The 11,541-nt window shown below is 68.9% G+C and carries 8 protein-coding genes and 6 pseudogenes; 6 read left to right on the top strand and 8 right to left on the bottom strand.

Annotated features, from left to right (window positions below; translation table 11 throughout):
• Positions 1-726 precede the first annotated feature (726 nt).
• Together ACZ3IC_RS33480 and ACZ3IC_RS33485 are read left to right on the top strand one after the other, a co-directional pair.
• Positions 727-1,101: pseudogene (locus ACZ3IC_RS33480) on the top strand (IS30 family transposase); the annotation flags it as partial.
• 248 nt (positions 1,102-1,349) lie between these two features.
• Positions 1,350-1,826, top strand: coding sequence for an Lrp/AsnC ligand binding domain-containing protein (locus ACZ3IC_RS33485; RefSeq protein WP_467422412.1), 477 nt, complete (start codon positions 1,350-1,352; stop codon positions 1,824-1,826).
• On the opposite strand, the gene ACZ3IC_RS33490 is transcribed toward ACZ3IC_RS33485, so the two are convergent.
• Both ACZ3IC_RS33490 and ACZ3IC_RS33495 read right to left on the bottom strand, forming a co-directional pair.
• Positions 1,816-2,253, bottom strand: a complete 438-nt coding sequence (locus tag ACZ3IC_RS33490; protein ID WP_467422414.1) for a transposase — start codon at positions 2,251-2,253, stop codon at positions 1,816-1,818. The genes ACZ3IC_RS33485 and ACZ3IC_RS33490 overlap by 11 nt on opposite strands.
• A 165-nt stretch (positions 2,254-2,418) precedes the next feature.
• The gene (locus ACZ3IC_RS33495; protein ID WP_467422417.1) at positions 2,419-2,766 is read right to left on the bottom strand and encodes a hypothetical protein; all 348 of its coding nucleotides are present in this window, start codon (positions 2,764-2,766) and stop codon (positions 2,419-2,421) included.
• Between the two features lie 629 nt (positions 2,767-3,395).
• Here ACZ3IC_RS33495 and ACZ3IC_RS33500 point away from each other — a divergent pair.
• The 3 genes and pseudogenes from ACZ3IC_RS33500 to ACZ3IC_RS33510 form a co-directional block, all read left to right on the top strand.
• Entirely contained in the window at positions 3,396-3,695 is a 300-nt protein-coding gene (locus tag ACZ3IC_RS33500) for a hypothetical protein (RefSeq protein WP_467422419.1), read from the top strand.
• A 259-nt stretch (positions 3,696-3,954) separates the two neighbouring features.
• Positions 3,955-4,254, top strand: a pseudogene (locus tag ACZ3IC_RS33505) (DUF5996 family protein); the annotation flags it as partial.
• Between the two features lie 41 nt (positions 4,255-4,295).
• Positions 4,296-4,379: pseudogene (locus ACZ3IC_RS33510) on the top strand (IS5/IS1182 family transposase); the annotation flags it as partial.
• Between the two features lie 48 nt (positions 4,380-4,427).
• On the opposite strand, the gene ACZ3IC_RS33515 reads toward ACZ3IC_RS33510, so the two are convergent.
• The 4 genes and pseudogenes from ACZ3IC_RS33515 to ACZ3IC_RS33530 all read right to left on the bottom strand — a co-directional run.
• Positions 4,428-4,781: a UBP-type zinc finger domain-containing protein gene (locus ACZ3IC_RS33515; RefSeq protein WP_451273790.1), complete on the bottom strand. Its 354-nt coding sequence runs from the start codon at positions 4,779-4,781 to the stop codon at positions 4,428-4,430.
• Positions 4,778-6,248 (bottom strand): annotated as a pseudogene (locus ACZ3IC_RS33520) (ATP-binding protein). The gene ACZ3IC_RS33515 and the pseudogene ACZ3IC_RS33520 overlap by 4 nt, the downstream one beginning before the upstream one ends.
• On the bottom strand, positions 6,245-7,921 hold the full coding sequence (locus tag ACZ3IC_RS33525) for an NAD(P)/FAD-dependent oxidoreductase (RefSeq protein WP_467422424.1): 1,677 nt from the start codon (positions 7,919-7,921) through the stop codon (positions 6,245-6,247). The pseudogene ACZ3IC_RS33520 and the gene ACZ3IC_RS33525 overlap by 4 nt, the downstream one beginning before the upstream one ends.
• Positions 7,922-8,373: 452 nt before the next feature.
• Positions 8,374-8,532: pseudogene (locus ACZ3IC_RS33530) on the bottom strand (transposase domain-containing protein); the annotation flags it as partial.
• 199 nt (positions 8,533-8,731) lie between these two features.
• On the opposite strand from ACZ3IC_RS33530, the gene ACZ3IC_RS33535 reads away from it, so the two are divergent.
• Positions 8,732-9,172, top strand: coding sequence for a cupin domain-containing protein (locus ACZ3IC_RS33535; protein ID WP_383770231.1), 441 nt, complete (start codon positions 8,732-8,734; stop codon positions 9,170-9,172).
• A 127-nt stretch (positions 9,173-9,299) separates the two neighbouring features.
• Here ACZ3IC_RS33535 and ACZ3IC_RS33540 read toward each other — a convergent pair whose 3' ends face one another.
• Together ACZ3IC_RS33540 and ACZ3IC_RS33545 are read right to left on the bottom strand one after the other, a co-directional pair.
• Positions 9,300-10,643, bottom strand: coding sequence for a hydroxymethylglutaryl-CoA reductase (locus ACZ3IC_RS33540; protein WP_467422427.1), 1,344 nt, complete (start codon positions 10,641-10,643; stop codon positions 9,300-9,302).
• 773 nt (positions 10,644-11,416) lie between these two features.
• Positions 11,417-11,541 (bottom strand): annotated as a pseudogene (locus tag ACZ3IC_RS33545) (IS6 family transposase); the annotation flags it as partial.

An 11,541-nucleotide genomic window follows, 5' to 3' on the forward strand; every position in this document is an offset into this window, starting at 1 on the left:
GCACGTCGGCGCAGCTCAAGCGGGTAACGGGAAGGTCGTGCCATGACTCGATCCTTTCATGAAATCGAGCCTCCACCTGACCCGGGGCGGTTCAGAAGCCCCTCGTGGGAATGATGTGTCGACCGTCCCACGCCATGCGCGCATGGCTCTCCAGGAGAGGACTTCTCCAGGAACTGCCGGGGTCAGCCGTGAACGGAGAACCGGTCAGGAGAAGCGCGGAGGTGCCCGTACCGGCGTTTTCCGCCCGGCGGGTGGAATGCACCGCTGCGCTATACAGCCGTCCGCTCGTCACATCGTGGTGGGTCGCCAGCGGAGCAAAGCCTCCGAGGAGACGGCGAAGGGCATCGACGAGCCGGGACCCGTCGGACGCATCGTCATGTACGTGTGACATCCAGACCGTCAGCGGGGCACTGGGCCAGGAGACGATCGAGACCGCGGGGGAGACAGCTGCGGACCACCAGCTGATCGCTCCTGCATAGAGGTCTGCCGGGTGCAACCCTGCCGGGGCGGCTTCGGCTGCGGCCATCTCCCCGAGCGGTCCTCGTAGGATGAAATCGTCGTCCAAGGCGCTTCCTTGTGGTCGTGCGGCGTTGTCTAGTGGGCTGATCTTGTCCCGTACCTCTGACAACGACTGAGGGACGAGGCGGTGTGATGAGACGCGGACGTTGGCAGACAGCGGCTGGGGCCCGCTGAGTGAGTTTGAGGGGAGTGGGACGCCGTGATGGTCGCTCTGTCAGCTTGTCGGTGACCACCACCCTCAGAGGCCTGCCAGCCACCTTGAAACGGTCGCTGACCTGGGACCAAGGCACGGAGATGGCGCACCACCACGCCTTCTCGAAGACATCCGGGGTGCCTGTGTACTTCTGCGATCCCCACAGTCCCTGGCAGCGAGGATCGAACGAGAACACCAACGGCCTGCTGCGGCAGTACTTCCCCAAGGGCGCGAACCTGTCGAAGTACTCCAGGGAGGACCTGGACGCCGTAGCGGTTGAGCTGAACGCCAGGCCGAGGAAGACGCTCGGCTGGGACAGCCCAGCCGAGCGCTTCTCCGAACTACTGAAGAACGACCCCAACACTCCCCGTGTTGCGACGATTTGTTGAATCCGCCATCCGATGGCGGGGCCGTCGCCCTTTTCCGCCGCCCGTCTGCAGGGCGGGGCAGCGGGGCGTCGCCGGACTGGGGGTTCAGCAGGCAGGCCGGTAGCGGCCGGTGAATCGCGCGAGTTTCAGTCCGAGGTGCAGGCAGAGACGTTCGTTGCCGTCTTTGCCAAGTGCTCAAAACGCTGAATCCGGTAGTACAGCGACGTACGATGCAGCTTCAGGCGTTCGGAGGTTGTGGTGGCCGGCTGGTGGAGCAACCGCAGGTGGCCAGCGTGGAGCACACCTCGGGGTGGCAGGACCTGCTGCTCACCGTGCTGGTTTCGGACCTGGCAGCGCTCTCCCGGCTGCTCACCGAGGTGATCGGCCGCCTGGACGGGGTGCTGGCCACCCGCAGCCAGATCGTCACCGAGTTGCTCACGGAGGGCTCCCGCTGGGACCTGCGGGCGCTGGACCGCGACCAGCGGCAGGTGATGCGCGACGGACGCGACGAACTGGCGGTGCAGGAGTCCGACCCCAACCCCGCACCCGAGGACATGCCGCTGATGCTGGCGCTCGGCCGCGACGTACGGCTCGGCTATCAGGAACTGACGCAGCGTACGGGGATGAGCGAGTCCACCGCCCGGCGGCGCACCTCGAGGCTGCTGCGCACCGGCGTACTGCTGCCGCGGTGCGGGACCGCGCACTCGCGGTCCAATTCTGCCCGGTGTTCGTCACCTACCGGATGAACGTCCCGTCGGCAGTGTTGGCGCGAGTTCCCGGCTGGTCCATGAATGTCTCCAGCAGCGCGGGGGCGGCCTTGGAGTCGTGGACGTCCGCTGTGGTCACGGTGACCTCCAGGAGCAGGCCACCCGTATCGGTCAGGATGTGACGTTTGCGCCCATCGCGTGACCTTCCGCCGTCGTATCCGCGACTGTCCCTGCCGACGGTCTCGGAGGCGTCCACCGACTGACTGTCGTTGATCCCCGCGCTGGGCTCGGCGTTGCGGCCTGATCGTTCCCTCGTCGCCATCCACTTCACGCCGTTGTCGACCAGGTAGCGCACCGCGTCGAACATCTCGCGGTGGCAGTACGCCTCCGGACGCCCGCCACGCTTGAGGAGCCGGGCCGGCACCGGCATCGCGGCGCGGACCTCGGCCCACTCCGCATCCGTCATGTCACTCGGAAAGCAGCCTGCCCGCAGCCCCGGACCGATCGATCCGAACCGGTGCACGTAGCAGTCACACCCAGGGGTGACCACGGTGGACGCAGACACAGTGGTACTGCTCAACTGATCAGGCAACGGGCTTCCTTGGTCGTGCTGGGTGTCGTAACCGCGTCACTACCAAGGGGCCCGTTCTTTCATGCCTGAGGCCGCACCCGTCCCTTCGTCCAGACGATCACCCACGCCGCACACCTCGAACGAGATCCGGTTTGCCACAACGCACTGAGCCGTCCTCGCGGAGTCTGCGCGCAGTTCCTCGTTCTGGTCGTCCAGGGCGGTGACCGGGACGATGACGCGTTCGGCGATGTCCAGGAGCAGCCAGCGCAGTTCCGTTCCGAGTTCCTTCACCACCATGGAGGCGGTGTCGACGTCGCGGGCCTGCGCGGCCCGGATGTAGGCGAACGCACTGAAGACGTCGTCCGGGTGCATCGGGGTGAGCATCTCGGTGGCGGTGGTTTCAGGCATGACGGCTCCTCATACACGGGCCGGCGCGCTGATCGCGGCGGCCTCAGAAGCGATGCTCGGATCGCGGTCCTGTGGACAGAGATCTGCACCCGCACGCACGAAACGGGCGCGCAAGGAGAAAGCGGACCCCTTCCCGCTTGTCGGCCCGGGCGGCGGACCCGGCCACCGACCCCTTGACCGCATCCGCCGCCCGGCCGCGCACGCCCCGCTTCCCCTTGACTTGCCTCGCTACCGGCCACTCCTTCCAACCGACCACCCCGGACCGGGGCAGCGAAGGAGACGAGACGATGACGACCACCCACCCGATGGCCGGGCAGCGGCAACGCTCGGGCCGATCACACCGGAAGGCCGGCCCCTGGCGGGCAAGCCGAAGTGGGCTCCTTGGGTGCCCACTTCGGACGGCACTTGGGAACCCCCTTTGGTGCCCGACACCCGGGTACCGGGGAAAGCCCCTGGTCAGGCCCGGAATCGGTGCGAAAACTGCGCCGTCACAACCCTCTTCTCTCCTCCTGATGTCCGTATGGGAGGAGAGCATCGGGTTCCGGGGCCCGGACGCCCTCCCAGGCCGGGCGCGGCCAGCAGCGGCGGCCAGCTGGCGGCCGGTCGCGAGTGACGAAGGAGCAGAGCTGATGGCGGGGAAGCGCAAGACCAACCCGGCGGGATCGACGAACAGTTTCCGCGGCGATGCGCTGCGCGTCCTCGGATTGCTGAAGGTGGCCACGGCTGATCAGATCCAGCGGATCGGCGTCCCGCACCTGAACCACCGGCACACCGGCAAGGACACTCCGTCGAAGCAGAAGCAGGCCCGTACCGCCTCGCACACCGGCGCGCTCTGTGACATGCGCAAGCACGGCCTCGCCGAGAACGGCGGCTCCACCGCCACGGGGGAGGAACCTGACCCTCAAGGGCCTGGAGGCCGCCTCCTTTGAGCTGCGGCGCCCGGTGACGGAGATGGGCCCCACCGCACGCGGCGCCGGCGCCTCCGGCGCCTCCCACCCCATCGCCGTCAACGAAACCGTCATCGCGATGCTGCGCCCGAAGCCGAACATGACCAAGCTCGCCGAGGATCCGCCCGAAGTCCGGGACCTGCCCGAAGTAGGTCCCGGCCACATCCCCGGCCAACAGCGGCACGAGGACATCGCTGCGTCGGGTGAGCTGCAACGGTTCTTCACGCACCCGCGCTACGACACCTTTCCCGCGCCCGCGTTTTACTCCTACACCGCTCCGGAGCCGGCGCACCTGGCCGAGGAGCCGCTCGAGCCCGCGGCGGCGCACTGGGTCGCCCGGAACGACAGCCACCTGGCCGTACTGCCGTACGACGAAGCCCGTGCCGAGGCCGACCCGCGTGCCGCCGTACTCGCCTTCTACGAGAGCGCGTACCAAGCCGGCGCCCGGCGCGCCGGATGGCCGATCGACCAGCTCGCCTGCCCGGGCGGGGTGACGGACCCGCAACTGCGATCCCACAGACCCCACCCGGCTTCCGGCTGAGGCCCAACAGCAACCGTGAACCCCACGTCGGCATGGCCACCCGGATCGTCGGCCTCGTCCTCGATCAGATCGCTGTGGACGGCTCCATCACCAAGGCCCCCGGAGGCGGCGAGGCGGCCGATCGCCTCGCTGCTCGGCCCGCCCCTGGACCGTCTGGACGACCTGGGGCGTTCTCAGGGATGGAGCAGGTCCGGCCAGTTCTGCGGGACACGGTCGGCCGGTCCCGGGGTCGGCTGGGCGGCCGGGTGGCTGGTCGGCGGGGCCAGTTCGGGTCCGGACTCGTACAGGGCGTCGGTGGCGTAGTTCCAGTACCACTCCTCACCCGGCTCGAAGCTCTGTACCACGGGATGCCCGGAGGACTTCCAGTGGGCGGTGGCGTGCTGGGCCGGTGACGAGTCGCAGCAGCCGATGTGGCCGCACTGCGCGCAGCGCCGGAGGTGGAACCACCAGCCCCCCACTGCGTCGCAGTCCGCGCAGCCGGTAGTGCTGGGCGGGACGCTCGCCGCGATGCCGTCGATGTCGGTCATACGGACTCCTCGGTGGTTGTGGTTTCGGCCTCGGTCTCGGGGGCGGTCAGCGGCAGCAGCACCTGGAATCGTGTGTCGCCCGGTACGGACTCGACCTGGAGGCTGCCGTGGTGTTTGTTGACGACGATCCGCCAGCAGATGTCGAGGCCGAGGCCGGTGCCCTCCCCGACGGACTTGGTGGTGAAGAAGGGGTCGAAGATGCGGCTGCGGATGTCCTCGGGGACGCCGGGGCCGGTGTCGCGGAACTCCACGAGCAGTCGGTCGCCCTCCCTGGCCGTGCGGACCGTCAGGGTGCCGTCGTGGCCCGTGCTGCCGATGGCGGCCACCGCGTTGTCGATGAGGTTGGTCCACACTTGGTTGAGTTCCGCCGGGTAGGCGGGTATTTCGGGGAGGGAGCGGTCGTAGTCCTTGACCACCCTCACCCGAGGGCCGATCTTTCCGGACAGCATCAGCAGCGTGCTGTCGAGGAGTTCGTGGACATCGACGTCCTGGTGAGGGGCGCGGTCGAGCTGCGCGTACTGCTTGGCCGCGTCCACCAGGCGGGAGATGCGGGTGGTGGAGTCGTCGATCTCGTCCATCAGCAGCTCGGTCTCGACCGTGTAATTGAGCCAGCCGATCGCCCCCGGCAGGATGCCTTCGCCCACGGTCGCCGCGACCTGGTCCAGCCAGTCAGTGACCAGCCCGGCCTGGACGAAGGCCGACGCGATCCGCCAGCCCTCCGGGATGCCGTGATCCTCCAGCCAGCCAGCGAGCTCGTCCTCCCGGTCGGACGCCTCCAGAGGGGTCAGCATTGGTGCCTTGGCGACGCGTTCGGCGGTGCGTTCCTGGATCTCGATGAGCTCGGCGAGGGCCACTCGGGAGTAGCGGCCCTGGGCGATGACCGCCAGTTTGTTCCGCATCCTGCCGACCCGCTCACGCAGCGCCGCGGTGGCGCGGACGGCGGCCGCGGCCGGATTGTTGAGCTCGTGGGTGAGTCCGGCGGACAACGATCCGAGCGCCAGCAGGTGTTCCCGCTGGCCAATGGCCCGCTGGGTCTTCTTGGAGCCGAAGAACAGCCCCTCCAGCAGGTGCGTCGGCATCGGGAACCACTCCCGCATGACATCCGCAAACGACTGTGCGGGCAGTACGAAAAACCGGGTGGGTTCGGTCACCCGCATGGAGTTGATGTACGTCTGCGGGACCTGGTCGCCCAGATATGCCTGCATGGCCCCCGCGTACACGCCGCGCTGCGAGGTCCGGCTGACCTCCACATCGTCGCCGCCGACCCGGCGGGACAGGTACGACGGTTCCCTCGACCATCACGTAGAAGCAGGTCGCCGGGTCGCCCTCGGTGTAGACCGGGCCTGGTGCGAACCGTTCCATCCGTCCCTCGGAGCACAGCCGTCCGAGCTGCTCCGGGGAGAGCTTCTCGAAGAGGAACAGCGAGCCGATCTCGTGCGGGTCGCAGGCCATGACCTGTGCGTTCATGACTGCTCCAGGAAGCGGTGGACGAGTATCACGGCCATGGCTCCCTCTCCTACGGCGGACGCGACGCGCTTCGCGGACCGGGCGCGCGCGTCGCCCGCCACGAACACACCTGGGATGCTGGTCTCCAGGTAGTAGGGCGGCCGGTCCAGTGCCCATTCGGCAGGGGGGCGCCCGTCCGGCGTCAAATCCGGTCCGGCGAGGATGAAGCCGTTCTCGTCGCGCAGCACAGTCCCGCCGAGCCAGTCGGTCAGCGGGGCGGCACCGATGAAGACGAACATCCACTGGGCATCGACGACTTCGGTGGCGCCGGTCACGGTATCCCGCAGAATCAGCCGTTCCAGGTGCTCCTCGCCGTGCGCCTCCTCGACGACGGTCCGGGGCCGCACGGTGATGTTTGGGGCCTCGTCGATCTGCTGGATCAGGTAGTACGACATCGACGCTGTCAGGGACTCCCCGCGCACCAGCATGGTCACCGACTTCGCGCCCTGAGCCAGGAACACCGCCGCCTGCCCGGCGGAATTCGCGCCGCCGACGACGTACACGTCCTGGCCCTCACAGGACGACGCCTCGGTGAGGGACGAGCCGTAGTACACCCCGCGGCCGGTCAGCTCGTCGCATCCCGGCGCCCCCAGCTGCCGGTACGACACGCCGGTCGACAGGATGACGCTGTGCGCGGCGACCGCTGAGCCGTCGGAGAAGCGCACGACGCGCGCCGGACCGTTCACCTCCAGCCCCGTGACCTCGCGAGCGGTGAGGATCTCGGCACCGAAGCGGCTCGCCTGGCGGCGGGCACGATCGGTCAGCTGCGCGCCGGACACGCCGTCCGGGAAGCCGAGGTAGTTCTCGATGCGGGAACTCTGGCCGGCCTGTCCGCCGGTCGCCGACCGCTCGACCGGTACGGTCCGCAGCCCCTCGGAGGCCCCGTACACCGCCGAGCCGAGTCCGGCCGGGCCGCCGCCGATGATGACGAGGTCGTAGAACGCGGCGGTCGGCGTGGTCGCGAGCCCCACGTGGGCGGCCAGTTCGGTCGACTCCGGCTCGATCAGCGCGGTACCGTCCGGCGTGATCACCAGGGGGAGCCGTCGGCCGTCGGCCCCGGCCGCCGCCAGAAGCCTCTGTCCCTCCGGTTCGTCGGAGGAGTACCAGCGGTACGGCACCTGGTTGCGGGCGAGGAATTCGCGCGCCCGCGAGGAGGGGGCGGACCAGCGGTGCCCGACCACCTTGGTGGCGGGTACCGGCCGGTAGTCGCTGGACCGCCAGGCCGTGAGGAGATCGTCCAGGACCGGGTAGAGCTTCTCCTCGGGCGGGTCCCAAGGCTTGAGGAGATAGTGGTCGAGGTCGACGACGTTGATCGCGTCGATGGCAGCGTCGGTGTCGGCGTAGGCGGTCAGCAGCACGCGCCGCGCCCCCGGGTACACGCCAAGGGCCTGTTCGAGGAACTCGATACCGTTCATCTGCGGCATCCGGTAGTCGGCGAGGATCACGGCCACCAGGTCGCCGCGCAGCTTCAGCTCGCGCAGCGCCTCCAGCGCGGACTCGCCGGACTCGGCGCGTACGATCCGGTAGCCGCCGCCGTAGCGGCGCCGCAGGTCGCGGGCGATGGCGTGGGAGACTCCCGGGTCGTCGTCCACTGTCAGGATGACGGTCCGCGTTGCGTCGGTGGCCTGTGCCATACTCCTCCGCCCTACGCGCTCCCGACGCCCGGCACGACGAGCTGCCCGAGCACGCTCCCGACCATCGTATGTTCGATCGATCCGGACCGCTTCGGCTGCTACGGCCCGTGCGGCCTGGGTGACCTGACGTTGGCAGAGCACCACCTGGTGTGCCGCCTCAGAGCTCAGCAGCACGAGTACGTCACGGGGGGCGCCGACTGGCCGGGCACGGCCCGCGTGCGCCGCACACCAAGCCGTCGCAGGCTGGGGGCATGACCCAGCAGTACGCGACGAAAGGTGACCGATGAAGTTCGCAGTGATCGGCGGTACGGGCCTGATCGGATCGCAGGTCGTGAAGAAGCTGAACGCGGCAGGGCACGAGGCCGTGCCGCTGGAGTTCGTCGCTGCGGTCCTGGCGTGGACCACTGAGGGTGACGTCGTCCGTCTGCCCGCCACCCCGATCCAGCCGATCGCCGCCCAGGACGTCTCCGATGACGCCGCTCAGTACGTCCCGCCTCCTCGATCACCGCGTCAACCACATCTGCGGGAAACACCCGCGTCAGCAACCCCACAGACACCAAATCCGACAACCGGACATCAGAAGACGGCTTCACCCAACCAGAACGCGGCATCCCCCCCCACTAACCCAGAAGTTCCTAACTGAACGGTATTGCCCTTAACGCCCGTCCCGACGGTCGCAGCGTCGTCACCGCCGGCATGTTCGCCGCTGTCAGCGGCGACGCACCACCAAGGGCGACGCCTGTATCGCCCCCACGCACTACACGGACTGGCTCTCCTGACCCAGTCCGCCTATCGGAGGAGGCCTCACCCATGGCGAACAATGAACCGACGGCGGGCGGCGCTGGGAGCCGGCCACGCTCGGAAGCGTGGAAGACGGCGCTCACCGTGCTGCAGTCGGCGAAACCGCCGTTCGTTCCGGAGGGGGCAGAGGCGATGACGGTTCTCGTCGAATTCCCTCCCGGTGATCCTGGCACCCCTCCCCACCGGCACTCGGGACCCGCCTTCGGCTACATGCTGGAGGGGGAGATGCTCTTCGAGCTGGAAGGCGAGCCCGAGCGGGTGATCAGGGCCGGGGAGACGTTCTGGGAGCCAGGTGGCGATGTCATCCACTACCAGGACGGCAACAACCGGACGGACTCCTGGAGCCGATTCCTCGTCACCATGTTGTGTGCGCCCGGTCAGCCCATGCTCACTCTGGTCGACGACGAGGAGCTGGCCCGACGTCAACACCTGCGAGCTCCAAGGGCTTGAACGAGACCGCAGTGCTGGGCGTCCAACACCCGTGCGCAGCGTTTCTACGCCCGAAACGGGTGGCGGCCGGATGGAGCGCGCCGTCCAGGACCGCTGGACCATGACTACGTCCGGCTGCGAGACAAACTCAGCCACGTGAAGCGGTGCCGCCGTCGGTCTGCGCGGGGGCAGGCTGGTTCGGGCACGAGAGCGAGGCTTCGGACGCCATCACACGGGCTGTTGCGGTCGACTCCCCTGGCTGGGGCCTGGGGATAGGCCGGCTCCGCCCGAGGCGTTCGTGGGCGTCGGCGAAGTGTCCGGCGATGGCTGCCGAGACGGTCGAGAGGTCAAGGGCCAGGGCGAAGCCGGCGACGATCTCGGCGAGCCGGTGCGCGCTGCCCCGGCCGGTGCAGCCCATCGTCTCCAGGAGTTCGCGCTGGGCGGGCAGGTGGGTGCCGCCCCCGACCGTACCGAGAGCCAGGCCGGGGAGGGTCATGCTCGCGTGGACGCCGTCCGGTGTCCGTTCGAGGATGAACTGCCCCGCCCCGGATTCGTGCACGCAGGCGATGTCCTGGCCGGTCGCGGTGAAGATCGCGGCCACGATGTTGGCGGTGTTCGCGTGGGAGCCGAGGACCCCGCTGTGGACGGCCCCGGCCGCGATGTGCTGATAGCCGGAGACCAACTCGTCGGGGGTGGTCCGCAGGACCCGTTCGACCACGCCGGCCGGCAGCCGGCAGTCGGCGGAGACCCTGATGCCCCGCCCCTCGGCCAGGGCCTGGGCGGACGCTTTCTTGTCGCCCGCCGTGTTCCCCTCGACGATGAACCTCTCAAGCCCACAGCCCCCGGCCAGGTGCGGCTGTTCCTCGATCCACTGGCACGCGCGCCAGGTGCAGGCGGTCGTCATGTTCTGCCCCGCCGCGTCACCGGTGGTGTACCGGAACCGCAGGTGGACGGCCCTGCCCAGGACCACGGGTTCGACCGAGACGAGTTCGGCGTGGTCGGAGACCTGGCGGACGACCGCACGCAGGTCGCCGAGGTGCCGGGGAGCCGCCGCGGAGAAACGCGCGGCGCCATCCAGCCGGGAGAACACGAAGACCGGTGCGCGCGTCATCGCCTGGGCCGCGACGCGGGTGGTGACCCCGCCTGCCAGGGTGGCGGCCAGGGCGCCCCGGGTCGCCGACGAGACGAGGGCGCCTTCGGTGGTCGCCATCGGGGTGTAGACCTCGCCCTGGACGTTCTGCCCAAAGAACAGCAGGGGGCCGGCCACGCCGATGGGGATCTCAACGGCGCCGATGAATCCCTCGATGTTGCCGGTCAGCCTGCCGGCGTCGAGTCGTGTGTGCTGCAAGGAGCCCAGCGCCAGGCCGGTGACGGAGCGGAGCCAGTCGAGCCGTTGGAGGCGCGCGGATTCCGTGTAGACGCCCCGGGCGGGGACGTACCGTCGAGTGGAGCGGCCGTGGAGAGGTCGGCCCGTACTTTCTCCGGAACTCATGACGCAACCTTCCCGGGGCGGTCGGGCGGGTGACTGGCGGGTGCCGACACGGCCGTCCTCCGTGTCTCCCCACATGCTGATGGCAGCCCGAGTATCCCGTTCCACGCCTCAGGCGCACGGACCGATTGCGCATAGCTCACCCCTTCGAGTGTGTCCGTGGCCCTGCCGGGCCGTCAGCCGATTCGGCCCCGCCAGGACCGGCCCCTGTTGCACGGCGGATCGAAAACAGGTACTGACCTTGATTCTGTCGGAGATCTTGGAATCGGCGGTGTCAACCACCGCTGCTTCTCCAGGACTTCGGCCGGTGGATGTTGTGCTGGTCCAGGAAATTCTGGAAGGCGGTGGGCCGTCGGGCCGGAGGTGTTCCTCCGGCCGGCCCGCTGAGTCGCTCAATGTTGACGGCGATGGAGTTCGCGAACCTTCACCTCGGCACCGTCAACCACTGCCTGTGGAACGCGCCCACCGCGGAATGCCAGAACCAGCTCCCCGCTGAACAGTGCGGCCAGGCGCCACTCCTCGGGGCATGCCAGCCGTCACGCTGCCGCAACTCCGTCCTGACCCTCGCCCACGAGTGCATCTGGCGCATGGAGGAAGCCGACCTGCTCTCCCTCCTGTCCAAGCGCCTGCCAAAGCCGCTGCGCGAGCAGGCCGAGACCCGGCTCGCCGAGGTCCGGGCCGCCAACATGCAGTTCGACAGGTGCTGTCACGTTGTTGGGTTGCAGGTGCCTGACGGTGCGTCGTGGCCTGGTGGGGCCCGCGGTCCGGGCCTGTGGTCAGGCCGTGGTGGGCCGGCCGGCAGCGCCGGTGATCTGGTCCCAGATCGCGAAGCGGACGGTCATCTCGGCTCGGTGGTCGGGGGCTGTCATCAGGTGGCGGTGAGGGCGGAAGTGGGGTGAGA

It is taken from the genome of Streptomyces sp. NPDC002958, assembly GCF_055563255.1.